Origin of the sequence: Helicobacter pylori, assembly GCF_009689985.1 — a bacterium.
GTDB classification, from domain to species: Bacteria; Campylobacterota; Campylobacteria; order Campylobacterales; family Helicobacteraceae; genus Helicobacter; species Helicobacter pylori_CG.
Map to the genome: position 1 here is coordinate 79130 of NZ_QBAW01000005.1, position 26165 is coordinate 105294.

The window sequence follows — 26165 nt, forward strand, 5'->3', positions numbered from 1 at the left end:
TTCTTCTAAATGGCTGATGATAAGATCATTAAGCCCTCATCGCGCGCATGGAGTTGGCTAAAGCTAAAAGCGTAACCCCCACATCGCCAAAGACCGCTTCCCACAAGCTCGCTACCCCCATAAGCCCTAGCACGATAAAAACCGCCTTAACCCCTAAAGCGAACAAGATATTTTGCCAAATAATGCTTTTAGTTTTTTTAGCGATCGCTAGGACTTTTACCAAAGAGCTTAAGGAGTCATTAGTGATCACAATGTCCGCGCTTTGCTTGCTCAATTCTGAGCCTTTCCCCATGCCAATCCCCACATCAGCGCTCGCTAGAGTCGGAGCGTCATTGATGCCATCGCCTACAAAAATCGCCGGGGCTTTATAGCGTTCTTTAAAAGTTTTAAACACGCTCGTTTTTTCTTCAGGTAGTAAGCTCGCATAGTATTCACAGCCTAGAGTTTGAGCGATGCTCTCAGTCGCGCTTTTTCTGTCCCCGCTCAAAATGCAAAAATTTTCTATCCCTTGCGCTTTTAAATCCCTTAAGCACTCTATGGCGTCATCTTTAATCTCATCGCTAATGACGATATAACCCACATAAGTCTGATTGAAAGCCACATGCACGATCGTGCCGTTTTCTGGGGAAGGGCTGTGCGCGATATTGAATTGATCGAGCATTTTTTCATTCCCTGCGATGATTAAATCCGTATTGCATTGCGCTTTAACCCCCATTCCGCTCAATTCTTCGTAATTTTTAATGTCATGCTGGTGCTTATCGTCCTTTAACATTTCTTCGCATGCTTTTTGAATGGATAAAGCGATCGGGTGCGTGGATAAAAGCTGCGAACAAGAAGCGTAATGCAAAACTTCTTCTTTAGAATGCCCATTTTGCGGCACAATATCTATCACTTTAAAAACGCCTTTAGTCAAAGTGCCGGTTTTATCAAAGGCGATGCTTTTAGCTTGGGTAAGCACCTCTAAAACATGCACGCCTTTCATTAAAATGCCCTTTCTGCTCGCCGCTCCCACGCCCCCAAAATACCCTAAAGGCACAGAAATCACTAACGCACAAGGACAGCTCACCATTAAAGCCACAAGCCCCCTATAAATCCACTCATCAAAGCTCCCCATAGAAAACAAGGGCGGTAATATAGCGATCATTAAAGCAATGAATAAAACGCTTGGGGTGTAGTAGCGTGAAAATTTAGTGATAAATTTCTCGGTTTCGCTCTTTTCATTCGTGGCTTGTTGGACTAAATCCACCACTTTAGCGATAGAAGAATCTTTATACATTTTTTCTACTTTAATTTCAAGGACCGCTTTTAAATTTAAGCTCCCCCCTAAAACTTTAGAGCGTTCGCTGACATTAACAGGCATAGACTCCCCACTCAACGCCCTTTCATCTAGCAAGCTTTCACCCTTGATCACCACGCCATCCACAGGCACTTTTTCGCCGACTTTCACCACCACGATGTCATTGACTCTTAAATCTTCAGGCGCGACGCTCACTAGCGCATCGCCCTTTTTCAAATAAGCCAAATTAGGAGCGACATCCACTAAAGCCTTAAGGGATTTTTTAGAGCGAGCGATAGCGAGTTTTTGCAAAAATTCGCCCGCTGAATAAAACACCATAATAGACACGCTCTCTTCATAAGCCCCCACGCAAAAAGCCGCAATAGTCGCAATGAGCATCAAAGCGTTTTCATCAAAAAACTGCCCTTTTCTAAGCCCACGAAACGCCCCTAAAATCACATCTTTACCGCTCACTAGATACACTAAAGCCAACACGAAAAACATAGCCTTTTCAATAAAAGGGCTAGGCTCAAAGTGTAAGATTAAAATCGCGCCCAAAAATACAATGATCGTAATAATGAGTGGCGTAAAACTCAAGGGTTTTTCTGTGGCCTCTTTAAAAGACAGGCTCAAATGCGGTTCATTCTGCTTGATGAAAGCCTTAACTTTTTCAAAATCGCTCGTGTCCAAAAACAACTTACTGGTGCTGAAATTGATTTGAGCTTTTTTCACATAGTCTAGTTTGTTTAAATCCCTTTCTAATTTAGACGCGCAATCAGGGCAATCCAAATTATGAATGTGGTATTCTTGCATTTTCTCTCCCTTATAAAAATCCTTTTAAGAAATCTTTCTAAAACTCAGTGCTTTAAGCATGTGAGATTTTTCTATATTCTCGCAAGCGTTTAAATCCGCAATCGTCCTAGCGACTTTTTTGACCTTATTAACAGAGCGCATGGACAGATTAAACCTTTCAATCGCCTGCTCTAACAACTTTTGCGCTTCAGCGTTTAAAGGGCAAAATCGTTCTATCTGCTCTTCATTAAGCTTACCATTAAAAGCGCTCTGTTTCCTTAATTTTTGCTGTTTGAAAGCTAATAATACCCATTGATGCATCTCTTTTGAAGTCCAAGAATGCGACGGCGTGTCTTTATAATTCCCCTCTTCCATTTGCACAAACAAATCAATCCTGTCCAAAAAAGGCTCGCTCAAGCGGTTTTTATACTGCGTGATTTCTCTATCTTGGCAACGGCATGCTTTGGTTGCACTGAGTAAATTCCCGCACAAGCAAGGGTTTTGAGCCCCCACAAATAAAAAAGAGGTTTCGTATTCAATCTTGCTATGCACTCGTGAAACCACCAATTTATTGTTTTCTAAAGGCTCTCTTAAAGCTTCCAAAATATCCTTTTTAAAATGAGGCAATTCATCAAAAAAAAGCATGCCGTTATGTGCTAATGCGATTTCGCCAGGTTTTGGCTCTTTTAGAGAGCTTGAGCCTAAAATGCTGGATTTTGAAGCGCTTTGGTGAGGGTTTCTAAAACTCCTTAAGGGGTAATAGGCGCTGTCTTGCTCGCTTAAAATGCGTAATTTTGTCGCTTCTAGGATTTCATTCAGGCTTAATGGGGGCAAGATATAACGCATGCGATTAATAATCATGCTTTTCCCACACCCTGGACTTCCCTCTAAAATCAAGTTATGAAACCCAGCGCTAGCGATCAAAGCGGCTTCTTTAGCGACAGCTTGCCCCTTAACTTCTTTAAAATCTAAGGCATAAGCGTCTGAAAAATAATACTCTTTATCGTTCAATTCTATCGTTTTAAAGGGTAATTTTTTCGTGTGGGTGTCTGCTTTGATTTCAGGGTTTTGCAAGATTTCTAAAGCTTCTTTAAAATGCTCCACAAAAAAGCATTGCAAATTAGGGATGAGCGAAAAAAGCTCTTCATTAGCCTTAGGCGCAATGACTTTAGCATGGGGGTGTTTAATGGCAATGTCTAAAAGCATGGGGAAAATGTTAGGATTGGGTTTGATCTTGCCATCAAGCCCTAACTCCCCAAAAGCAAACCACTCTTTAAAAGCCAACTCTTGTTTTTGCAAAGCGATTAAAAGAGCGATAGGCAAATCAAAATGACTCCCGGATTTAGGCAAATCTGAAGGGGAAAGGTTGATGGTGATTTTTAAAGGCGGGAAAGTGAAATCGTTATTTTGTAAAGCCGATTGGACCCGCTGTTTGGCTTCTTGGATAGAGCTATTAGCCAATCCTGAAATTACAAACGCCGGCAAAGCCCTTGTGAAAGTCACTTCCACAGCCACGATTTCTGCCACTCCCCTTTGCATGGTCGCGCAAAATATCGTGTTAATCATGGTTAGGACTTGTTTTTGGGATTTTTATTTAATTCTTTTAATTCTTTTTCAAATTTCTTACGCTTCAAAATGGATAATTTATCCACGAATAACACGCCATTGAGGTGATCTATTTCATGCTGAATGGCTACCGCTAAAAGCTCGCTCGCTTCTAAAACTTTCACTTCAGCGAAGCGGTTTTGGTATTCTATCTTAACCTTTTCAAAACGTTCCACCTCTTCATAAAATCCCGGCACAGACAAGCACCCCTCTTTATACATTATTGTCCCTTTAGTTTCTATAAACTTAGGGTTAATGATTTCTAAGCAGTCTTCTTGGTGTTGCACGCCGTCTTCTCGTGGGAGATTGATAATGAGCGTTCTTAAAGGCAAGCCCACTTGAATAGCAGCTAACCCTATCCCCTCACTAGCGATCATAGTCTCATGCATGTCATCTAGCTGTTGGTGGAGTTTTGAATCAAAAGAAACGACCTCTTTAGAAATCGTTCTTAAAATTTTAGAAGGGTAATGGATAATCTCTAATAACGCCATGCAATCACTTCACATTTTTCTGTAACACTTTATCAATCAAGCCATACTCTTTAGCTTCTTTAGCGCTCATATAAAAATCCCTGTCCGTGTCTTTAGCGATTTGTTCCAAGCTCTGCCCTGAGTTTTGAGCCAAAATAGAATTCATCAAACCTTTAAGCCTGAGAATCTCGTTAGAAATGATTTCAATATCGCTCGCTTGCCCTTGAGCCCCCCCTAAAGGCTGGTGGATCATAATCCTTGAATGGGGTAGTGAAAAGCGCTTGCCCTTAGCCCCACAGCTCAGTAAAAACGCCCCCATAGAAGCCGCTTGACCGATGCAAATCGTGGAAACATCAGGGCGGATAAAATTCATGGTGTCATAAATGCTAAGACCGCTTGTTATCACCCCACCGGGAGAATTGATATACAAGCCAATGTCTTTTTCAGGGTCTTCAGCTTCCAAAAACAAGAGTTGGGCCACGATAGAAGACGCCACGCTATCATTGATTTCACCGCTCAATAAAACAATGCGATCCTTTAAAAGGCGCGAGTAAATATCATAGCTGCGCTCCCCACGATCGGTATTCTCTATTACATAAGGAATGTATCCCATCATCTCTCCTTTTTTAGCCGTTTAACCCACTTGAGTTTTTTGAGCGTTGGGCCTCATTTTCTCTAAAATTTCTTGTTGCTCTTTAGGCAGGTTTTTATCCAGCAAATAAGTCAGCACCCTATCTTCAATCATCGCCATTTTCACCGCCGCTAACATGTTATTTTTGCGGTATTGTTCAATGAGATTTTCTGGGTTTTGCCCTGTCATCATCGCTTCATAATACAAAGTTTGAAAGACTTCATTGTCATGCACGCCAATTTTTTCTTCCTTCGCTAAAGCGTCAATGATAAAAGTGATTTTCACGCTTTTTGTCGCATCATTCCTAAAGCTCTCACGCTTTTCTTTGGCTTTTTCTTGACTTTCTTGTAAGGATTTGACTTCCTCAGCTTGCATGGAATAAAGATCGTTCCTAAACAACAAATCCATTTCTTGCTCTATGATCGTTTTAGGCAAATCAAAAACAATCTTTTCATCTAAATTTTCAATCAATTTTTCTTTCAACTCTTCATTATAGAGTCTGGCTTTATTTTCTAAAAACAACTGCCCTTCAACCCTTTCTTTTAAAAGCTTTAAAGTCGCATTCTCTTCATTAGCCAACACGATTTTAGCGAGTTCGTCATTGATTTCTAACACTTCACGCGCTTGAATCTGGCGTAATTTCACTTTAAAAAGGGCTTCTTTGCCGGCTAAATGCTCTGCGTGGTATTCGCTAGGGAAAGTCAAAGGGAATTCTTTTTCTTCGCCCGCTTGCATGCCTAAAAGAGCCTTTTCAAAATCTTCTAGCATTTGCTTACTGCCTAAAATCAAACTGAAATTCTCAGCCTTGCCCCCTTCAAAAGGCGCATTATCTATAAAGCCTTCAAAATCAATCGTTAATTTATCGTCGTTTTGAGCTTTTCTTTGAGCGTCAGTATCCACAAATTTCGCATAGTCTTTAGCGAGCTGTTTCAAACGCTCTTCAATTTTTTCTTCATTTGGAATTTCCACTCCCACGCTAGGCACACACTCTTTGATCTTGTCTAAAACAATCGTGGGTTTTAAGCCGATGTCCGCTTCTATTTCAAAATGCGTGTCTTTTTTTTCAAATTTAGTGAGATTGGGGCTGCCGATTAGATCCTTATTTTCAATCCCTAATTCCTTAAAAGCATTTTTTAAAACCTCTTGAATCATTTCTTCTTGAGCGTCTTGTTCAATTTGGGCTTGATAACGGGTTTTCACTAAACTAAGGGGAACTTTACCTCTTCTAAAGCCATCAATTTTAACTTTTTGGGCGATTCTTTGAGCGATTTTATCATAACGCTTTTCTAAATTTTCAACGGAAGGTTTAGCGCTCAAACGGGCGTTAGCGGTGTCAATCTTTTTCACTTCAAGATTCATTTCTTTCCTTAATGGTTAAAAAATTAAACTTTTGTATCATTATAGCTTAATTTGTTTTAATTCCGGTTGATAAAAAGCGGTTTTAATTCTGGTTTTCAAAAATTTAAAAAACTAAAAATCATAAGTTGAAGTGAGATAGACAGAAATATTGCGCTTGAAATGAAGGGTGTATAAAGGGGTTTTAAAATAATCATTGGTTAAAAAAGGGATGCGCGCGCCAAATTCTATCGCCCAATTCTTATACCTTGAAAAGCGGTAACGATACCCCACATTCAACATCACTTGAAACATGTAAGGGTGGTAAATACTTGAAGGATCTTTAGCCCACTTTTTAAAAATCTTTGTTTCATAAAACCAGGTTTCTCCCACGAGATTCATCCCTAAAATCAGCGTCCCGAAAGCGCGTTTGTATAAAAAGTCAGCTCCCACGCCATAAAAAATAGCGTTGATAAAAGTCTCTTTTCTTTGCAATTTTTCCCTATAGCTTTTAGGGATTTGCGAACTCCCTCTCAAACTATCGCCCAATACGCCTTTATTTTTAAGAAAAAAACCATAGGCATAATCCAAAGAAATATAAAAACGGAAACCATAGCGCTCTTTTTTAGGAAAAAATTGTTTATAGCCATAAATCAAACTGACTTCAGCAAAAGGAATATCTCGGTATTTTGAATGGTTTTCAAATTTTTCCCTACTCTGTAGCCATGACATTTGCACCACGCTTGTGCCGTAATAATGGGAACTTTTGTCTGTGTTAAAAAGTTTTCTTTTAGGCTTTTTAGGCTTAGTAAAACACGGAGGGTGGGTTTTGCCCCTTAAACACTTCTTGGCTAAAAACCGCTGGTATCCTAGATCTTCTTCTTTTGCGATCGTATAAGTAACCAGATCATCAGCCCTTAAATACACGCTCAAAAAGAACGCTAAAAACCCCTTTTTAAGCAGTTTGTTCAAGCGTTCTTTATCTTATGCGTATTTGTCTTTATCGGTTTCTCTTGTTTTTCAATTCCTTGGCGTCTTTTTGATAAGATTCTAAATTCTTTTGAGTGAGTTTTTTGTCTATTTCTTGCATGATACTTGTAAAAATCTTATTCAAAGCGCTCTTGATCGCATCATTAGAATTATCCGTTCCCTTAACCATGGTGCTAACTAACCCCCCACTATGGCTTGAGTGGGTGGTTTTTAAGAATTTTTCTTGAATGTCCAACTCGCTCAAATCCATCGTGAAAGAATCTAAAGATTCCCCACTCATAGGCTCTAATATGGTAACCTTAATAAACCCAGCCGGGATTAAAACCCCTTCCATTTTATCCAAACCGGTAGAGAATAACAACCCAGGTTCTGATTTTTTCTGTATGGTTCTTTTAGGATCGGGGCGTAAAACAATTTCGCCATTCATAGCAACAGCCAAATACCCTTCTTTTTTTTGCGCGAAAGAAAAATCGTCTTTATCGCTGCTATCCACGCTAATAACCTTATAGCCTTGATTTTGCAAAATCTGTTCAACCTTGAGCGCGGTTTGATTCTTGAATTTGTTTTCATACTCTTTAGCGATATTATCGCTATATTGGAAAGCTGGCCTTAAAAGTAGAATCTTTTCATCTAACGCTTGAACTTTCTCGCTAGCTGGATGGTAATTCAATTTCAAAGCGACTTCATTGGTTTCAATAATATGCGGGCTGCATCCCACTAATAAAGCCACCACGCTCGCGCCTAAAAGGCATTTTTTCCATGCAAAATCTTTAAAATGATTATTTGCTTTCATCGTTCTATCCTTGATTGTAATATTTTAGACTTCTATAACAACAAACCCGAAGCAACCAACACGCTTTTGTTGTCAAAATGTTATTTTACCCTAACATCTTTAGATTATTAGTTTTTTTCTATTTTTTAGCGTTATAATCCCCGCTTTTGCCTCCACTTTTATGTTCCAACATCACACCGCTAATTGTCATGCTCTTATCAATGGATTTCACCATGTCATAAATGGTTAAAAGCCCTATGCTCACACTCATTAGCGCTTCCATTTCCACGCCCGTTTTAGCTTGAGTTTTGACTCTCGCATAGAGTTTAAAACTGCAAGTCTCTTCTTCTTCTAAAATATCAATATCCACCCCATTGAGCATGATTGAATGGCACATAGGAATGAGCTCGCTTGTCTTTTTAGCCCCCATGATCCCAGCAATAATAGCAGTCTGTAACACCGGACCCTTTTTAACGCCATGATTGATAATAGCGTTATAAGCCTCTTTATTCATGCTGATACGACCGCTTGCTAGAGCGATTCTTTCAGTGGTTTCTTTATCCCCTATATCCACCATTTTAGGCTGATTTTCTTCGTTCAAATGAGTGAGCGGCATTTTTTACCTTATTGTTTGGGGCGAAACGCTTGAATGTTTTTTTCATTCACTTGCATGCAATTCCCTAAAATCAAATCCACGCAATAAGGAATGGCTGGAAAAACCGCTTCTAAGCATTCTCTAATGCTTTTTGGCTTACCAGGGAGATTGATAATCAAACTCTTATTCCTGATGCCAGCGCTCTGTCGCGATAGAATCGCTGTAGGCACATATTTTAAACTATTCATTCGCATAAGCTCTCCAAAACCAGGAAGCATTTTTTGGCACACTTTTTCTGTGGCCTCTGGGGTTATATCTCTTAAAGCAGGGCCTGTGCCTCCTGTAGTAACGACTAGATCGCATTGGTATTCATCGCACATTTTAATCAGCGATTTTTCAATCAAATCCCTTTCATCAGCGACAATTTCGTAATGAAATTCTAAAGGATTGAGCAGATATTCGCTCAACACTTCTTGTATCGCCTTGCCGCTTAAATCTTCATAAATCCCTTTTGACGCCCTATCGCTCGCGCTCAAAACGCTTATATGAATCGTTTGCATTTTAACTCCTTTTTAAGCTAAAAGCCCACTCCCTTTTAAAGGGTGGCTTCTTTCTTTAGCGTAAATGCGTTTATTATCAATCAAATCGTATTTCCAAATAGGAGCGTTACGCTTAAAATCTTCAATAAAATCTTCGTATAGTTCTAAGGCATTTTTTCTATTCTTTCCCATTAAAACGCATAAAAATGAGCTTTGTCCTATCAAAACATCGCCCAAGCTGTGCGCCATTTTTAACACCACGCCCAAATCTTTGGCTTTATGGTGCCATTTTTCAAACCAAGTCTTTAATAGCGCTTCATGAATATCAAAACTCAAGCCTTGAATGTTATCCTCTTTTCTCACAATCCCCACAAACACACAAAACGCTCCAAATTTTTTAATGCGAGCTTCTTCTTGGTAGGCTTTCAAAAGCTTCTCCGTATCCAATGCCCCTTGAATGATTTTTAACACCTAGCCCCCACAAACCGGTGGCAACAAACTTACCACATCGCCATCTTTTAAAGGCGTGTTTAAATTGTCTATTAAGTGATCATTAAGGGCTATCGCACAAACGCTCAACCACTCTTTTAGGCCCTCTTTTTCTTGTAAAATCGCTCTTAATTCTTTCAAATCATTTGCTTTGATGAAAAAATTTTCTTCTTTTATGGGTCCAAAAAATCGCACTTCCACCATCATTTACCTTTATATTAAATCTTTTAAAGCATGATTTTAAATATTTTTAAAACCTCTTTGAAAAGCGCTTTTAGTTTTCACAACAAATGCCCCATTTTGAGCTTTTTGACTTCCAAATACCCTTGATTGTGCTCATTAGCGCACACGATCAAGCTCTCTCTTGTTACCTCAGCGTATTTTTCTAAAGCGGCGATTTTTTTAGGGTTATTCGTGAGTAAGCGCATTTTTTTAATGCCGTAATATTCTAAAATTTCACCCGCAATACTATAATCCCTTTCATCGTCTTTAAACCCTATCATTTCATTGGCTTGAATGGTATCATAACCCTTATCTTGCAAAGCGTAGGCATTGACTTTATTAAATAGCCCTATCCCACGCCCTTCTTGGCGCAAATAAATCACTAGTCCCCCTTCTTTAGAAATCCTTTCTAACGCCATTTGCAACGCCCCCCCACAATCGCATTTTTGAGAGCCTAGAGCGTCGCCGGTCAAGCATTCTGAATGCAAACGCACTAAGGGGTTTTGAGAAAAATTAGGGGTGAAAACCACTAAATGATCTTTAGAGCCATTAGAACCCTTTTCTCTAAAACACTGGATACAAAACTCCCCAAATTGAGTGGGTAATTTGGCTTGGTTAGAAACTTCTAATCGTTTCAAGGATACTCCTAAAATTAGTTTTAAAAACGCATCTTTTAAAAAAAGGTATTCTATCAAAACTCTTTATAATTTTCTTAAAAAGTTATTGAACGAACAACCCCATCTTTTAAAAACCTCTAACACACTCACCACCCCTAAAACTATACGCTCCGTTATAGATAGGTGGAGAAACCAAACCTAGAGGATTTAGATTTATCATCTCATTTTGTGTTTAAAACGGCTCTTAACGCTGACTTTTTCATCATACTCGTTTAATTGGGCGGATAGGGATTGGTTAGGATTGAAAGAGATTTTAAGAGAGGTAGTTGGCTTCTAGCTTCCTTGTATTCCTTAAAAAGCGGGCATCAATGAGAGATGATAACAAATGAGAATGGATAGGACCTTTTTCACTATCCAATAAGTTAGATTTGGTGCGTTTAGAATTATTAGCACCGATAAAAATGTTTTTAAAACCGCTTGATGCGGGTTACTCCTTTAAAATCTGTAAGTCAAATTCAAACCATTAGGGCTTAAATTAGAACGGATTTCATGTTTATTGCGGATCCCTAAAGCTTCCCCAAGCCCTAAATCCCTAATGATAAAACCGATAGGATCCATAAGAGCGATAACCAAACGCCCTAAAAATAAAGAGCCAAAAAGCTTGCCTTCATTGCGCTGGATGTAGCGCGTGAGCTGGTAAAACCCTTCCCCTAAAATTGAGCCTAATAAAGGGGTGATCACTAAATCCTGCCAGCTAGGCACTTCCACAAACGCTTCCAAGCCATATTCCCAAAAAAGCGTGGAAGTGATAAAAGAAAAAAACGCTGAGGCCATCCAGCTAAACCCAGCCATGCGCGGTTGCATATAATACATAGCCCCAAAATAAGGGTGCAAAATTTCATTGAAAATAAAACTATCATTGTCCAGTTTTGGCCCCATGCGGACATTTTCAAACCAACTTTTGACGCCAAACTTTTCTCTATCCCAATTCGTTACGCTCTCTGGCATGAGATACAACCCTACAATCCCTATCACCAACGACACGCCTAAAATCCCAATGCTTGTGCCTAAATATTTCCAACGGCTATTTGGGGCATAAGGGATCGTATTGCTCTTTTTAAACTTCTTTTTAAAGTGTTGCCAAATAAGATTTTTAGGACTTCGTTTGAGCGTTTCTTCTAATTGAATGCTGTTAGCGTTTAAAAAACTACAGCCTAACCCCCAAATAATAACGCAAACCATCCAAATCTTTTGGAAGGTTTTTAGGAATATTTTCAATAATATTTTTAGGAATGTTTTTAATGAAATCAGCATAAACTCTATTATTACTCTCATCAGGTTGCAAACTTTATTGCTTGACTTAAAAAGAGTTTATTATACCTTAAAAACATTACAACACATTCAATAAAACTTAACAGGTCTCAAAGGCTAATCGTTTCTACAAGCTTAAGCCCAAACCCGCTCAAAGCCTTATACTGCCTGTCTTCAGAAGAGCTTAAAAGCCTGAAATCCTTTATCCCCAAATTTTTTAACACTAACGCCCCGATCCCAAAATCTTTAACGATATTGTTTTCTTTAGCATGCGTGTTCATAAAGATCAAATAGCCCCCTTCGCGCTTTAAATATTCTAAAGCCTTAAAAAACACTTCAAACGCGCCAGTCGTTAAAAAATCAAAATCCTCTTTGATAGGGTGGAAACGCACTAAAGGGGCTAAATCATTGGTTTTTGCGCCCTTAAACTTAAAAGCGTAATGGTTTTTTTGCTGGTGGTCTAAAAAAGTGTAGCATTGCGTTTGGTGTTTTAAAAATTCTCTTTCTTCTTGACAAAACATTTTCAGCAAACTTTCATTTTCTAAACGATAGCTAATCAAATCAGAAACATAGAGGGTTTTGAGGTTGTGTTTAAGGGCGAAATCGCTCAAAAATTTATCCCCTCTCCTCGCCATAGAGCCATCTTCTTTCATGATTTCACAAATCACGCTCACGGGCTTTAATCCAGCTAATTTGCATAAATCCACGCTCGCTTCAGTATGGCCCGTGCGCGCTAACACGCCTCCATCTTTGGCGATTAAAGGGAAAATATGCCCCGGGCGCACAAAATCGCTAGGCTTGGTGGTGTCTTTACACAATAATTCAATCGTTAAATGCCTTTCAAAAGCAGAAATCCCGGTTTTGGCTTCTTTAGCGTCAATGGAAACCGTGAAAGCGGTCTCATGGTTAGAATCGTTCACGCTAACCATAGGGGGCAATTCAAATTTATTCGCTAAATCTTTAGTCAAAGACACGCAAATCAACCCCCTAGCATGCGTGGCCATGAAATTGATTTTCTCAGGGGTGGAAAAAATCCCGGCTAAAACCAAATCCCCCTCATTTTCTCTGTCTTCATCATCCATAACAATAAGCATTTCGCCATTTTTATACGCTTCTAAAGCTTCAGTAACTCGTTTTGAGATCATTCTAACTCCCTAGTTTTATTCAATAATATTAAGTGTTATAAAGACAACAAATATAGCATGTTTAATAACGATTATTACTTGATTATTGATGGGGAAAAAATGATCTCAAAACATTCCATTGTTTAACCGCGCTTTTATGCAAAGAGCGGCCAATCCTAATGCTTAAAGGTAATTTTTTAGGCCTTTGTTTTTCTGTGTTGGAGTTTTGAGTGTTCATTCCATCGCAAGCAATCGCAAATTCTTCTAACACATAGTTTTTGACCCCATGCCAATAATGCCTATCCATCACGCAATCTATAGGCATCACCCATTCTTTCGCGCTGTATTTCAACAATTTTTGCGCGGCTTTTGGGGCTAAAACATACCCTTGAGTGCCAATGCCATCTTTAAAATTTAAGATTTGAGAAACCCCTTTAATGGGAGTTTTTTGTTTGGCCACATTTTCTTCTAAATGCATCAAACGGATATAGCCTAATTCGTTGATGTGTTGGTAACAAAACTCCAAGCTCTCTTTAAAACGCTCTTTTACAATAATATCATCTTCTAAAATACAGATCGCTTCATTGAGTTCTATGCATTTTTGCCACAATGAATAATGGCTCGCATAGCACCCAAGCTCCCCAAATCCCATCCTCTTCCCGCAATGCTTGAGCGCGTAAAAGAAATTTTTTAACGCGCAAGGGGGGTGTTTTTCATTCTTACAAAAAGCCCATAAATCTTCAATCATAAAAGAAGGGTGCAAATGCTCCAAAATCAAGGGGTGTAATTGAGTGGGAGAGATTTTAGAATAGATCGCATCAAAAATTTCATAAGAGATCCCTTGAAGTTTAAGGCTCTCTAAAAGGGGGATTATATGAGTTTCTTTTAAAGAAAAATTTTGACAGGTTTTTGGGCTTAAATGAATAATAAAAACACGCATGTTAGCCTTAATTCTTAATACAAATAAAATCAATATTAAACAGACTTACATTCTAGCGCAAATTTTAGTAAAATACGCATGATGTTAGATGATATTCCTATTACCATTCAAAAAAGTAAAAAAATCAAAACCTTAAGCTTGAATATCACGCCCTCTTTAGAAGTGATTCTAAAAATGCCTGATTCTTGCTCTCAAAATAGAGCGCATGCTTTTTTAAAAGAACAGAAAGTTTGGCTACAAAAAACCCTTTCAGCCATGCAAAAAAAATACTCCCTTTTACACTCGCAAACCTATCAAAACAAAATCCTTGTGTTTGATGAGGAAAAAAACGCCAACGATTACACCCTAACAGAGCTTAAAAAAATCTTAAAAACTTATTTGGAGCAGAAACTCCCTTTAAGCGCTCAAAAAATGCAAACTTCATACACCCATTTTAGCGTCAGAAACAACGCTAAAGTTTTGGGGAGTTGCTCTTATCATAACCGCTTGAGTTTTGCATTATTATTGGTTTGCGCCAAAAAAGAAGCGATTGATTATGTCATTATCCATGAACTCGCCCACACGATCCACAAAAACCATTCCAAAAATTTCTGGCGTTGCGTGGAAATCTTTTGCCCTAATTACCGCGCTCTAAGAGAGCATTTAAAACAAAAGGTTGTTTTTTATACCCAACTGCTCAAGCAACTACAACCATAAAAATTAAACCTTAAAAATTATAACTCACATACGCTGTGATGCTCCTAGGAGGCGCGGCTTCTTTCCCATTAGGGCTAGTGCCTATTCCGCTAAACCAATATTTCATGTTAAAGATGTTATTGATTTGCAAGCTCGCATTAATGCTTTGCTTTTTGCGTTCCCACAAAGTGCTAGAAATCTGCAAATTCCACACCCAATACCATGGCGTCATTCCCGCTGTCCTTGTGGTGATGGCCCCATTTTTAATGGTGGGAGCGTATTCTGTGAAAGGCACGGTGTTTAACACATCTGTATAGGCACGGCTATAAAAGAAAGAGCTTAAGCCAATCGTGGTTTTAGCGTAAGTGTAGCTCGCGTCTAAAATAAACTGGTGCGGGCTGACAAAAGGGAGCTTTTTGCCAAAAATATCTTTTTTAGGCCCTTTAGGACTAGCAGGGTTAGTAACCATCGTGTGGCTTGTGATATTGGCGTCTATGAAAGTGTAAGCCGCATGGAAATTAAGCCCCCTAATAGGCGTGTAATACAATTCCAGCTCCACGCCTTGCGATCTCGCATTGACCGGCTCTTGGTTATCCCCATAGCGCCCGGTAAAATAGTGATTCGCAAAAATCACAAAATAATTCGCATTAAAGCTCACTTGATTGTTAAAATAAAATCTTTGGCCGCCTTCCATGACATTAAAGATTTGAAAATAATTTGTGCTTGTGCCTACAAAATTACCGATATTGCTGAATTGGGGCGGAATATAGCTTCTTTGATAATTGAAATAAAACAACCAATCTTTAATGGGTTTATAGCCGACACTCACTGCCGGATTCCATTGGTTATAACGCTCTTTCGTGGTTTTTCCTGTTTGACCTTCTTTAAAAGGAGGAACATCTTTTTTGTCGTAATTTAAAAAAGTGTATCTCAAGCCCGGCGTGATCGTTAGCATGCCGTTATTGAAATTGATTTCATCGCTGGCATACACGGCGGTATAGCGGTATAATTGTTGAAGTTATTGACTGAAGTTCCTGCATCAAACCCGTTTCCAGGCACGCTAGGGTTTTTCCTGGTGGTGGATCGGCGGTATAAATCTTCAGTTAGAAACCGCATTCCCATATTAAAAGTTTGTTTGACCTTGCCGGTATTGACGACGAGATTGAGTTTGGGCTCAAAGGCATTCACTACGAAGCGGCGGAACTGATCAAAAAATTGCCAACAAGGACTATTTGTGTCGCTATAAGAATACAAACCGCAATTAGGGTTTTTTGCACTAATTTCCCCCTTTCCTTTAAAGGGTAAAATCTTATTTTGACTGCTCATATACACGCTTTGGTATTGGTTAGAAAACCCAAAATCCCTGCTCATGTCATGCGTGAAATAAGTGAATTTAAAATCCCCTCCAACCCCACTATCCGGATCGCCAAAATAATTTTGATACACGACCCCAAAGCGTTTGGCTCGCCCTCCATCTTGATTGTCAGGGCGTTCGTTAATGAAGCGGTTATAGGCATAATCTTGCGTGCTCAAAGTGCCTGGATGGTAAGAATTATATTTATAATACTGGTAATAAGCTTTAAAAGTGTTGCTTGGATTGATTTTATAAATCGCATCAAGCAAGTAGTTTTGCACCCCTGTGGGGCTGTTTTGCCTGAAACCTTGCCCGTTGATCCAGTTGGCTTGCGCGCTAATGCCTATATGTTTGCCCAGCATTCCAGCCGTTCTCACATAAGTGTTAAACAGCATCTGATTGCCTAAAGTTTGGGCTAAAGGCTTGCCTTTTTCTTTAGGATCTACAAAACCCCCCGTAGATGATCGCCCCCAAAAAGTGATTCTTTCAGCCGCTTGATTTTCCCACTCTTTAGGGATTTCTTTAGTGATGATATTCACCACGCCACCAAAAGTGTTGGGGCCGTATTGCACGCTCGTGCCCCCCTTAATCACATCAATCCTATCCACTGATTGGAAAGTAACAGGGAAAATCGCTAGTTCAATATTAGAATACGGACCACCATAAATAGGGATACCATTGACTAAAATCATGTTAGTGTTGCTATGCCCGTTACCGCCTCCACCAAAACCGCGCACCGAAATTTTAGGCAACACGCCTGTGCCTGTAGCGTCTCTGATTTGAATTCCTGGCACATTTTGCAAGGCATTTTCAATATTCAAATTACCCGTTTTTTTGAGTTGTCTGTTGGAAATCACCATGCGAGAGCTTGTGGAGTCACGCACTTCTTCGCTTTGCCATGAAAGCGGCGCGCTTGAGCTGAATTGTTGCTCGGTAGTTGTCACTTTTTGTAAAGTGTGATGCTGTTCTCTGGCGCCCACAAAAGAATTAAAAGAGAGAAAAGTCAAAGCACCCAATGCTAAAAAGGAAAGGGATTTTATCCTAAAACAATCGTTCATACAATAGCCTTTAATTAATCAAAATTAAACTAAAGGATATTATTAAAATTATCTTAAAATTATCTTAAAATTATCTTAAAATTTGAAGTTTGATTTTATTTATTTTGTTATCCAAACAATTTGAAAAAGGTTTTTTAACAGCCGCTAAGCACTTTTTAAAACAGAATGTTAGTTTTAGAATGCGTTATTTATCAATTTGATGAAGAAACCATTACAACCGCTATCGCAAAACCAGCGTCATGGCTGATGCTTGCGCTCAAGCTTTGGATATTAAAATAATCCATTTTTTCTTTAGAAAGGGTGATTAAGGGGGCGTTTTTAGAGCTTTTAGAAATTTTTATATCCAAAAAACTCAATTCCTTACCAATGCCTACTTGAAGGGCTTTAGAGCAAGCCTCTTTAAGCGCGAAAAACCCGGCGATACTGCTAGATTTATCCTTACATAAAACAATCTCACTTGGCGATAAAAAACGCTCTAAAAACTTCATTTCAAAGCGTTTTACGCACTTTTCTATCCTAGCAATAGAAACAATATCTATGCCAATCATTTAAAATTATTGGATGATAAAATCAGTGAAAAAGACATTTTTAATAAAGCCATCAATCAAAAACGAATTCAAATGGCTCTTAATTTCATCTTTAAGCTTGTTTTTGCCTTTATTGGTAACCACTTCTTCCACGCTTTTAGACGACAGAATTTCTATAATCGTGTCTTTAATCGCTGTGTCCTTAACCTTGACTTCATTTAAGAGCTTTTCATTACTCAATTCTAACGAAATAGAAGCCTTAAGGTAGCGTCTGCCATTTTGAGAAACCAAATTCACCGCAAAAGGCGCATCAATCGCATACAAAGGCCCAAGCACCAAATATTGCTGGATATTAGAACCTTCTTTGGCCTCTTGATTTTTGTTTGCCATAGGATTAGCTTGAACTTCTTGGGTGTTTTTAGAAGCGTTTTCTTTAGATTCTTCCTTATTCCCCATAAGCAGCATGATAATCACCCCCATCAATAAAAGCATCACTAACACGCTTCCAATAATGACAAATAAAAGGGCTTTGCTTTTTTTGGGAGATTGTTGCGCGGTATTTTCTTGTTCTTCTGCCATGCCTATTCCTATTGAAAATAAGTTAAAGTGGTTTTTCCAAATTTTTTCTGTTTGATTATAGCTAAAGTTACAAGACTTTTAGGCATTTCATACGCGCTTTCATGCTCAAAAACCACTAAAAGATTTTTTGGATTGAAGCGTTTCAATAACATTTCTAAAGCTTGAAAACACTTTCCATAAATCCCTAAAAACCCGCTTGTTTCAAAAGGAGGATCAAAATAAAGGATATTCAAAACGCCATTTTTTAAACACAGCGTGGGCAAAAGCTTGAAAGCGTCATCTAAAAAGGTTTGAATTTCAATTTCCTTTTTCAGGCGGTTTTTAAAGAGGGAAATATTTTCTAAAAGCGTGGCATAAGCGCTTTTATTTTGCTCAAAAAACACCACGCTTTTAGCCCCCCTACTCAAAGCCTCTAAACCCATAGAAGCGCTACCTGAAAACACTTCTATAAAATGCGCTCCCCTAATTTCTGCTTGCAAGGTGTTAAAAAACGACTCTCTTATGATCGCTTTCGTGGGGCGCGTGCTAGAAATTTTGGGCAAATTCAAGCCCAATCCCTTACAAGCCCCCCCAATAATCTTAAATTTTTTTACTGGCTGATGATTTGGCATAATTTTTGGGTGTATTCTTCTAGTAATTGTTGGATCTTTTGCTCTTTAGAAAATGGGATTTCTTCGCAAGGTTTTTCGCTCGTCTTTAAAGCGTGATAAAAATTTTTTATATCTTCTTTCACGCTCTGTTTAGTGAAAGGCTTTCTTAAGCGCTCTTCTATAAAGCATAGGGGCTTATTGGTTTCTAGCGTTTCATCATCGCTTAAAACAAAGTCGCAAACTTCCATAGGAGAAAGACAACCGCTCAAATAAAATTCCAAACTCCTTTGGATCAACAAAGACTTGCAAGAAAGAAAAATTTTCAAAAAACCCCTTTTATCCCATCAATTTAAATTGTTTCAAATTATAGCAATTCTTTCTTTTAAGTGCCATATTAAATAAATAAATTCAAAAATTGTTTCATTTTGTAAAAAAGTTAAAAAGAATGTTAAAAGTAGAGTTTAAATAACATCGTTTTTTTTTTTTTTTGTATAATGCTCGGCGAAGGTAAGAGCAAAAGGCGTTTTATATTCCTTCCTTCTTTACTATAACTTAGCATTTTAATAAACTTTTTCATTAAAATGTCCTGACGCTCTTACCTTGTAATTGAGAAAGCGAGTCAGTCTCTCTCAACTTTTCACACAAACTGATCTTGAAAGCGTAGTGTTTAATATTCTAAAATCCAATATACCAATTATACCAATCCCCCCTTTAAAAATACGCAAACTCTCTATTATTTAGATTGTAAAATACTTTTAATTTACATTTTATTTTTTTTCACCAACTCTAACGCTTTGAAACGCTCCCCCAAACCCCCAGGGCTAATTAGAGGCTTGATTTTAGCCGCTTCTTTTAGATACCTTTCATAACTCACGCTCTTTGAAAATGTTTCCAGTAACTCCATAAGCCCCATATCCAATAAAGCACTAGCCTGCGATTTGAAGAATGAAAATTGTGCATGGTGTTTTTCAAACAAAAAGCGCACCAGAGAAAAATTGACATCATAAGTCAGATCGCTCTTTTGATACAAAGAAGCCAGATGGTTTAAAATATCCTTAAAATCTAATACTTGGTGGTTTTTAAAAGCCCTTAAATGCATGTCTTTCCGCTCTAATTCATCGCCATAATCAAAGCTCAAAAACACCCAAGAAGAAGCCTCGTTCAATTTCTCTAACAAATCCTTAATGAAAGCGTTCAAAAATAACGGCGCGCACCCTTGTTTTAAATTCAAAGTTTTAAGAAGTTCTTTAGTGGGTTCATCAATACCGCCCCAAACGCCCTGATGATCATGGGTAATAAAAAGCATTTTGTTGTCTTTAATGATCTCGCAAGCGAACGCGTCAAACAATTCATTAGAGACAACAAACGCGCTTTCGCGCTCTTTAAAATCAAGCTCTTCTAAAGCGCAACTGATTAGATCTAATTGCGTGGCTTGTTTGAAAATAGTTCGTTGGAGTTTTTGCAATTCCTTTAAAGGCTCACAGCTGACAAACTCGCATTTTTCCATTACGCCCACGCTCAAAGCGTTTAAAAAATTCGCTATATCGCTCAAAAAATGCCCATGATGAGCGCCAATTTCTACAATTTTTAAAGGCAAAAATAATTTTTCTTCTTCTAAAAGCTTGATGATATAAAACGCAACAGCGCCCCCAAAAAACTTACTCAAAGACACCGAAGTGTAAAAATCCCCTTTTGGACCGATTAGCGCCTTTTTGTAATACCCCTTTTCTCCATAAAGCCACTCTTGCATGTAATTCCCAAACGAACGCATGATTTTCCTTTCATTAAACCCATCTCAACCAACAACAATAGAAGCGCTATTCTAGTCAAAATCGCCTTATTTTTGCGCTATGATATTCAATAATAATGACTTTTTGAGCTAAGTTTGAAGGGAGTTTAGAGTTTGGAAATTTTAAGGCGAGAGTGTGGGGCGGTGGAAGAAAACGCTTATATTGTGAAGCTTTCTAGTGGGATAGATTTTATCATTGATCCCGGATTTTCTAGCAGCGAATGGGTGTTAGAAAACGCCAAAAATCCTAAGGCGATTTTAATCACGCATGGGCATTATGATCATGTATGGGATAGCGCTCAATTGTCAAAAGCCCTTAAAGACACCCCCATTTACGCCCCCAAAGACGATGTGTTCATGCTAAAAAATGATATTTTTCATTTGGGCATGCCGGTTTTTAGCCCCACATTTAGCGTGCCTTGCAATAAGGGTTGCACCACTTTAGAGATAGCAAACACCACCATTAAATATTGGCATTTTCCCGGACACACGCCCGGTTGTTCTATCATAGAAATTGAAGGGGTGATTTTTAGCGGGGATTTTATTTTTTATCGCAGCATTGGCCGTTATGATTTCCCTTATTCTAATGAAAAAGACATGAAAGAGTCCCTGATAAGGTTTCAAAATTTAGATTTTTCTAAAGACATAGAGATTTATCCAGGGCATGGGGATAAAACGAGTTTTTTTGCCGAAAGAGAGCATTCTAAAATTTGGGTTTCAAGGATGGCTTAATTGCTAAGCCGGCTAGAAAAAGAGCGTTATTTGCACCATATCATGCTAGAAGATGTGGGCGAAGAAGGCCAATTGAAGCTTTTAAAATCTAGCGTTTTAGTCATTGGAGCCGGAGGGCTTGGATCAGCGGTTTTGATGTATCTTTGCGCCGCTGGGATAGGAAAAATAGGCATTGTGGATTTTGATGTGGTGGGTATGAGTAATTTGCAACGCCAAATCATCCATTCACAGGATTTTTTAAACCAACCTAAAGCCTCTATCGCGAAAGCGCGCTTAAAACAACTCAATGCTAGTATTGAAATAGAAACCTTTGAAGAACGCTTTGAGGCCCATAACGCTCTTTCTCTTATGGAGCCTTACGATTTTATCATAGACGCTACAGACAATTTCAACGCTAAATTTTTGATCAATGACGCTTGCGTGTTAGCCCAAAAACCCTATTCGCATGCCGGGGTTTTAAAATACAGGGGGCAAAGCATGAGTGTTTTACCCCATAGCGCATGCTTAGCGTGTGTTTTTGATAAGCCCCCTAAAAAGGGATTAAATCCACTTTCAGGGCTTTTTGGGGTCTTACCTGGGGTTTTAGGGTGTATCCAAGCGAGCGAATGCCTTAAATATTTTTTAGGGTTTGAAACTTTACTTATAAATACTTTACTTATAGCCGATATTAAAACGATGGATTTTAAAAAAATTCAAGCACCCAAAAACCCTGAATGTAGGGTTTGTGGCACGCATAAAATCACGCATTTACAAGATTATGAAATTTAGATTAAGGGGTAAGTTTTGGATTTATCAACCATACTAGGCTTGGTATTGGCGGTCGCTTCTATTTCGTTAGGCGATATTTTAGAAGATGGCAACCCGTTGCACATTATCCATTTGAGTTCAGTCATTATCATCGTGCCTACTTCGCTTTTTGCCGCTATGACAGGCACGCATGCGCGTTATGTGAAAGCCGCTTACAAAGAGATAAAAATTGTTTTTTTAAACCCTAAAATCAATTTGAACGAAACCATTAAAAATTTAGTGGAATTAGCCACTTTAGCCAGAAAAGATGGGGTGTTGAGTTTAGAGGGGCGAGTGGCGCAAATTGAAGACGATTTCACCCGCAATGGCTTGTCTATGATCATAGATGGCAAGGATTTAAAATCCGTTAAGGAAAGCTTAGAAATCAGCATTGAGGAAATGGAAGAGTATTACCACGGTGCCGCTCATTATTGGGAGACTGCCGGTGAGACCGCTCCTACGATGGGGTTAGTGGGGGCGGTTATGGGGCTTATGCTTGCTCTACAAAAACTAGACAACCCGGCTGAAATGGCAGCAGGGATCGCTGGGGCATTTACGGCTACTGTTACAGGGATTATGTGTTCTTATGCGATTTTTGGCCCTTTTGGGCATAAGCTCAAAGCTAAGTCTAAAGACATTATCAAAGAAAAAACCGTTCTTTTAGAGGGGATTTTAGGCATCGCTAACGGAGAAAACCCAAGGGATTTAGAAAACAAACTCTTAAACTACATCGCTCCCGGTGAGCCTAAAAAATCTCAATTTGAGGGCTAAAGATGGCTAAGAAAAACAAACCCACCGAATGCCCCGCCGGCGAAAAATGGGCGGTTCCTTATGCGGACTTTTTGTCGTTGTTGCTCGCACTTTTTATCGCTCTTTATGCCATTTCAGCGGTCAATAAATCCAAAGTGGAAGCCTTAAAAACCGAATTTATTAAGATTTTTAATTACGCTCCCAAGCCAGAGGCGATGCAACCGGTTGTAGTGATCCCCCCTGATTCAGGGAAAGAAGAAGAGCAAATGGCGAGCGAAAGCTCCAAACCGGCTTCGCAAAATACCGAAACAAAAGCCACTATCGCTCGCAAAGGCGAAGGCAGTGTTTTAGAGCAAATTGATCAAGGCTCTGTTTTAAAGCTCCCTTCTAGTTTGCTGTTTGAAAACGCCACTTCAGACGCTATCAATCAAGACATGATGCTCTATATTGAACGGATCGCTAAAATCATTCAAAAACTCCCTAAAAGGGTGCATATCAATGTAAGAGGTTTTACGGATAATACGCCTTTAACTAAAACCCGTTTTAAAAGCCACTATGAATTAGCCGCCAATCGCGCTTATAGGGTGATGAAAGTCCTTATACAATACGGCGTGGATCCTAACCAATTGTCTTTTTCTTCTTACGGCTCTACAAACCCTATCGCGCCTAATGACTCCCTAGAAAACAGAATGAAAAACAATCGTGTGGAAATCTTTTTTTCAACCGATGCGAACGATTTGAGTAAGATCCATTCTATTTTAGATGAAGAATTCAATCCCCACAAACAGCAAGAATGAATCGCATGAAACCAATTTTTTTGTTAATCTTTTTGTTGTTAGCGAGCCTTGTTGCTAGAGAAAAGGACGCTTCTTCAAACCTTTTTGATTTGATTGATAAGGGGATCAACAGAGAACAAGAATTAAAAGAGCAGGAGCAAAAAACGCGCTTGAAACTGGCTCAAAGCCCTTTAGTAGCGTTAGAGATTGTCCCCCAAGAAACGCCCTATTTAGAATGGCAAGGGGCTAGGGAGTCGTATTATTTGAAGGTGAGCGCTGTGGTGGAGAGCGTGGTTATTTTAAAGATTGACATCAATCAAGGGCGTTCTTGCTCGCTCTACCCCACGCCTAAAAGCGTTTCTTTGGTTAGGAATCAAAGCGTAGCCTATGAAATTTTATGCGAAAACCAACCGCTATGGATAGAAGTGAGCACCAATTTAGGCAAACGCACCTTTCAGTTTTAACCTACAACCAACATTAAAGAATGCCTTTAGCGTTTTAAAACCCCTTTATTCAAATAAGTTTGGTTATAATGCTAAGCATGGGCGTTTTTAAACAATTGATCAGAGAATTGTATGAATGGTTGCTCCATTCTGTGGATGTAATTACGCAGCATTTAGTTGTTATGGTGTTAAAAATAAGCATGGTAAAATATTTGGTAAAAGAATTTCATGATCGCTTTATTTACTTTATAGATTTGATTGCACAGCATTTTATCATCGTTGCGCTTTCTAGTCTTCTCGTTCTGGTGTTTGGGGTTTTGATTGGGGTTTTTGTGTTTTATAACTCAAAGGCTAGGGCGTTTTTGCTCCCTGTGGTGAATTTTCTCTACACCATCCCATCGCTGGCGTTATTTGCGTTATTCATTCCTGTGATTGGGGTGGGGTTAAAAAACGCCCTTTTAGTGTTGGTCTTATACGGCTTATTACCCATTGTCCATAGCACTTATAACGCTTTTAAAGAGGTGCGAGAAGAAGTCATTAAGGCCGCTGTTGGGCTAGGGTGTAACCCCAAAGAGTTGTTTTTTAGGGTGCACTTCTTACTCGCTATCCCCCAAATTTTAGCGGGCTTAAGGGTTGCGGTGGTGATGTTAGTGGCGATGGCTGGGATCGGGGCGCTCATTGGGGCTGGAGGCTTAGGGCAGGCGATTTTTAGAGGGCTAAACACGCAAAATACCACGCTTTTAGTGGCGGGCAGTTTGATCATTGCTCTTTTTAGCGTTTTAGCGGATCAATTTGTGAGCGTTTTTCAGCATGAAAACGCCTTGCAACGCCTATTTTCTCAAAACGCCACCCAAAAACAAAAAAGAAGAGTTTATACTAATTTAGCGGTGTTTCTTTTTTTATTGCTAGCGAGCGCTTTATGGCTCATTCCTAGAAACGCCATAGAAGAAAAGCCCTTAGTCGTGGCCACAAAACCTAACAGCGAGCAGTATATTTTGGGCGAAATTTTAAGCCTTTTGTTAGAAAAACACCATATCCCTATCAAGCGAGCGTTTGGTATTGGTGGGGGGACGATGAATATCCATCCGGCATTAATTAGGGGCGATTTTGATTTGTATGTGGAATATACCGGCACCGCTTGGGTGAACACGCTCAAAAACCCTTTGACTCAAAAAGTGGATTTTGAAACGATTAAAAAGCGTTATGAGAAGGAATTTAATCTTTTATGGGTGGGGCTTTTGGGCTTTAATAACACCTATTCCTTAGCGATTTCTAAAGAAGACGCTCAAAAATACGCGATTGAAACTTTCAGCGATTTAGCCCTTCATAGCCAAAATTTTGATTTTGGCGCGGAGTTTGACTTTTTTGAAAGAGAGGACGCTTTTAAAGGCTTGGTGAAAGCTTATCGCTTTCATTTTAGAAGTTTGCATGAAATGGATATTAATTTGCGTTATAAGAGTTTTGAATCCCATAAGATCAACGCTTTAGATGTCTTCACTACAGACGCTCAAATCAAAGAATTGGATTTAAAGGTGCTTAAGGACGATAAAGGATTTTTCCCTAATTATCAGGCCGGTATTGTTATAAGAAAAGAAACTATAAAAAAGTATCCTGAAGCACTAGAAATCTTAGAAAAATTGAATGCAAAAATTAACGATGAGAAAATGCAGGATTTAAACTATCAGGTGGAAGTGTTGAAAAAAAGCCCTAAAATCGTGGCTAAAGAGTTTTTAGAAAGCTTGGGGTTATAGCATGAAAGAAATCGTTACAATAGAGAATGTGTCTTTTAACTACCACAATCGCGCTGTTTTTAAGGATTTTAATTTAAGCATTGAAAAAGGGGATTTTTTATGCGTTTTAGGGGAGAGCGGGAGCGGTAAAAGCACGCTTTTGGGCTTGATTTTAGGGCTTTTAAAACCCAGTTTGGGGAGCGTTAAAATCTTTAATGAGACCCTTTCAAACAACGCTTTTTTACGCCAAAAAATAGGCTATATCGCTCAAGGCAATTCCTTATTTTCTCATTTAAACGCTCTACAAAACATGACTTTTTGTCTTAATTTACAAGGCATAAACAAAGAAGCCGCTCAAAAAGAAGCCAAAGCCTTAGCGTTAAAAATGGGGTTAGACGAGAGCCTTATGGATAAATTCCCTAATGAATTGAGTGGGGGGCAAGCCCAAAGAGTGGGCATTATTAGGGGGATTATCCACAAGCCAGAACTCATTTTATTAGATGAGCCTTTTAGCGCTTTAGATAGTTTAAATCGTAAGAATTTACAGGATCTCATCAAAGAAATACACCAAAATTCTTGCGCTACTTTCATTATGGTAACGCATGATGAAAGCGAGGCGCAAAAGTTAGCCACAAAAACCCTAGAAATCAAAGCCCTTAAATAAGAGC

The 26165-nt window shown here is 38.9% G+C and carries 28 protein-coding genes and 1 pseudogene; 8 read left to right on the plus strand and 21 right to left on the minus strand.

The features are described 5' to 3' along the window. Positions 1 to 28: 28 nt before the first annotated feature. From DBU79_RS04985 to DBU79_RS05055, 15 genes are all read right to left on the minus strand, one after another. A complete protein-coding gene (locus DBU79_RS04985; protein ID WP_154411728.1) occupies positions 29 to 2089 on the minus strand; it encodes a heavy metal translocating P-type ATPase in 2061 nt (686 codons plus the stop codon). 24 nt (positions 2090 to 2113) lie between these two features. Beyond that, positions 2114 to 3634, minus strand: coding sequence for a YifB family Mg chelatase-like AAA ATPase (locus DBU79_RS04990; RefSeq protein ID WP_154411729.1), 1521 nt, complete (start codon positions 3632 to 3634; stop codon positions 2114 to 2116). Positions 3635 to 3636: 2 nt separating this feature from the next. Further along, positions 3637 to 4164: a peptide deformylase gene (gene def, locus DBU79_RS04995; RefSeq protein ID WP_154411730.1), complete on the minus strand. Its 528-nt coding sequence runs from the start codon at positions 4162 to 4164 to the stop codon at positions 3637 to 3639. Positions 4165 to 4168: 4 nt separating this feature from the next. Next, positions 4169 to 4756 (minus strand): ATP-dependent Clp endopeptidase proteolytic subunit ClpP, encoded by a 588-nt coding sequence (gene clpP / locus DBU79_RS05000; RefSeq protein WP_000540573.1) that lies wholly within the window; start codon positions 4754 to 4756, stop codon positions 4169 to 4171. Between the two features lie 21 nt (positions 4757 to 4777). Next, positions 4778 to 6133 (minus strand): trigger factor, encoded by a 1356-nt coding sequence (gene tig / locus DBU79_RS05005; RefSeq protein WP_154411731.1) that lies wholly within the window; start codon positions 6131 to 6133, stop codon positions 4778 to 4780. 111 nt (positions 6134 to 6244) lie between these two features. Continuing rightward, positions 6245 to 7081: an outer membrane protein gene (locus tag DBU79_RS05010; protein WP_154411732.1), complete on the minus strand. Its 837-nt coding sequence runs from the start codon at positions 7079 to 7081 to the stop codon at positions 6245 to 6247. 28 nt (positions 7082 to 7109) lie between these two features. Further along, the gene (gene hpaA, locus DBU79_RS05015; protein WP_120884880.1) at positions 7110 to 7892 is read right to left on the minus strand and encodes a flagellar sheath lipoprotein HpaA; all 783 of its coding nucleotides are present in this window, start codon (positions 7890 to 7892) and stop codon (positions 7110 to 7112) included. A gap of 118 nt (positions 7893 to 8010) precedes the next feature. After that, the gene (moaC, locus tag DBU79_RS05020; RefSeq protein WP_154411733.1) at positions 8011 to 8487 is read right to left on the minus strand and encodes a cyclic pyranopterin monophosphate synthase MoaC; all 477 of its coding nucleotides are present in this window, start codon (positions 8485 to 8487) and stop codon (positions 8011 to 8013) included. Positions 8488 to 8495: 8 nt separating this feature from the next. After that, entirely contained in the window at positions 8496 to 9026 is a 531-nt protein-coding gene (gene mog, locus DBU79_RS05025; protein WP_154411734.1) for a molybdopterin adenylyltransferase, read from the minus strand. Between the two features lie 12 nt (positions 9027 to 9038). Next, positions 9039 to 9476 carry a molybdopterin synthase catalytic subunit gene (locus tag DBU79_RS05030; protein ID WP_154411735.1) on the minus strand — a complete coding sequence of 146 codons (438 nt, stop codon included), beginning with the start codon at positions 9474 to 9476 and terminating at the stop codon, positions 9039 to 9041. Then, on the minus strand, positions 9477 to 9698 hold the full coding sequence (locus DBU79_RS05035; RefSeq protein WP_167599563.1) for a MoaD/ThiS family protein: 222 nt from the start codon (positions 9696 to 9698) through the stop codon (positions 9477 to 9479). Positions 9699 to 9775: 77 nt separating this feature from the next. Next, positions 9776 to 10354, minus strand: coding sequence for a GTP cyclohydrolase II (ribA, locus tag DBU79_RS05040; protein WP_000825041.1), 579 nt, complete (start codon positions 10352 to 10354; stop codon positions 9776 to 9778). A 474-nt stretch (positions 10355 to 10828) separates the two neighbouring features. After that, positions 10829 to 11575: a DUF3943 domain-containing protein gene (locus DBU79_RS05045; RefSeq protein WP_229764023.1), complete on the minus strand. Its 747-nt coding sequence runs from the start codon at positions 11573 to 11575 to the stop codon at positions 10829 to 10831. Between the two features lie 179 nt (positions 11576 to 11754). Then, positions 11755 to 12789 (minus strand): bifunctional 3,4-dihydroxy-2-butanone 4-phosphate synthase/GTP cyclohydrolase II, encoded by a 1035-nt coding sequence (locus DBU79_RS05050; RefSeq protein WP_058337857.1) that lies wholly within the window; start codon positions 12787 to 12789, stop codon positions 11755 to 11757. An 82-nt stretch (positions 12790 to 12871) separates the two neighbouring features. Beyond that, positions 12872 to 13708 carry a glycosyltransferase family 25 protein gene (locus tag DBU79_RS05055; protein ID WP_154411737.1) on the minus strand — a complete coding sequence of 279 codons (837 nt, stop codon included), beginning with the start codon at positions 13706 to 13708 and terminating at the stop codon, positions 12872 to 12874. An 81-nt stretch (positions 13709 to 13789) separates the two neighbouring features. On the opposite strand from DBU79_RS05055, the gene DBU79_RS05060 reads away from it, so the two are divergent. Continuing rightward, a complete protein-coding gene (locus DBU79_RS05060) occupies positions 13790 to 14404 on the plus strand; it encodes a M48 family metallopeptidase (RefSeq protein WP_154411785.1) in 615 nt (204 codons plus the stop codon). 10 nt (positions 14405 to 14414) lie between these two features. Here the strand turns inward: DBU79_RS05060 and DBU79_RS05065 are convergent. The 6 genes and pseudogenes from DBU79_RS05065 to DBU79_RS05090 form a co-directional block, all read right to left on the minus strand. Beyond that, a pseudogene (locus tag DBU79_RS05065) lies at positions 14415 to 16795 on the minus strand (TonB-dependent receptor family protein). 191 nt (positions 16796 to 16986) lie between these two features. Beyond that, complete coding sequence (gene acpS, locus DBU79_RS05070) at positions 16987 to 17343, minus strand: holo-ACP synthase (RefSeq protein WP_154411738.1); 357 nt, start codon at positions 17341 to 17343, stop codon at positions 16987 to 16989. 6 nt (positions 17344 to 17349) lie between these two features. Then, positions 17350 to 17901, minus strand: a complete 552-nt coding sequence (gene fliL, locus DBU79_RS05075) for a flagellar basal body-associated protein FliL (protein ID WP_154411739.1) — start codon at positions 17899 to 17901, stop codon at positions 17350 to 17352. 8 nt (positions 17902 to 17909) lie between these two features. Beyond that, on the minus strand, positions 17910 to 18512 hold the full coding sequence (rsmD, locus tag DBU79_RS05080) for a 16S rRNA (guanine(966)-N(2))-methyltransferase RsmD (RefSeq protein ID WP_154411740.1): 603 nt from the start codon (positions 18510 to 18512) through the stop codon (positions 17910 to 17912). Next, positions 18491 to 18817, minus strand: a complete 327-nt coding sequence (locus tag DBU79_RS05085) for a dihydroneopterin aldolase (RefSeq protein WP_140530995.1) — start codon at positions 18815 to 18817, stop codon at positions 18491 to 18493. Before DBU79_RS05085 ends, rsmD begins: the two co-directional genes overlap by 22 nt. A gap of 434 nt (positions 18818 to 19251) precedes the next feature. Continuing rightward, positions 19252 to 20262: a class I SAM-dependent methyltransferase gene (locus DBU79_RS05090; protein ID WP_154411741.1), complete on the minus strand. Its 1011-nt coding sequence runs from the start codon at positions 20260 to 20262 to the stop codon at positions 19252 to 19254. A 132-nt stretch (positions 20263 to 20394) separates the two neighbouring features. On the opposite strand from DBU79_RS05090, the gene DBU79_RS05095 reads away from it, so the two are divergent. The 7 genes from DBU79_RS05095 (at position 20395) to egtV (ending at position 26161) form a co-directional block, all read left to right on the plus strand. Then, positions 20395 to 21012 (plus strand): MBL fold metallo-hydrolase, encoded by a 618-nt coding sequence (locus DBU79_RS05095; protein WP_154411742.1) that lies wholly within the window; start codon positions 20395 to 20397, stop codon positions 21010 to 21012. Beyond that, on the plus strand, positions 21013 to 21780 hold the full coding sequence (locus DBU79_RS05100; protein WP_154411743.1) for a HesA/MoeB/ThiF family protein: 768 nt from the start codon (positions 21013 to 21015) through the stop codon (positions 21778 to 21780). A gap of 15 nt (positions 21781 to 21795) precedes the next feature. Beyond that, complete coding sequence (gene motA, locus DBU79_RS05105; RefSeq protein ID WP_000366185.1) at positions 21796 to 22569, plus strand: flagellar motor stator protein MotA; 774 nt, start codon at positions 21796 to 21798, stop codon at positions 22567 to 22569. A gap of 2 nt (positions 22570 to 22571) precedes the next feature. Then, a complete protein-coding gene (gene motB / locus DBU79_RS05110; RefSeq protein WP_001085358.1) occupies positions 22572 to 23345 on the plus strand; it encodes a flagellar motor protein MotB in 774 nt (257 codons plus the stop codon). 5 nt (positions 23346 to 23350) lie between these two features. Then, positions 23351 to 23788 carry a hypothetical protein gene (locus DBU79_RS05115; protein ID WP_001875641.1) on the plus strand — a complete coding sequence of 146 codons (438 nt, stop codon included), beginning with the start codon at positions 23351 to 23353 and terminating at the stop codon, positions 23786 to 23788. 68 nt (positions 23789 to 23856) lie between these two features. Further along, positions 23857 to 25518, plus strand: a complete 1662-nt coding sequence (gene egtU, locus DBU79_RS05120) for an ergothioneine transport permease/ergothioneine binding protein EgtU (protein WP_154411744.1) — start codon at positions 23857 to 23859, stop codon at positions 25516 to 25518. Between the two features lies 1 nt (position 25519). Further along, positions 25520 to 26161: an ergothioneine transport ATP-binding protein EgtV gene (gene egtV / locus DBU79_RS05125; RefSeq protein ID WP_154411745.1), complete on the plus strand. Its 642-nt coding sequence runs from the start codon at positions 25520 to 25522 to the stop codon at positions 26159 to 26161. Positions 26162 to 26165: the final 4 nt, after the last annotated feature.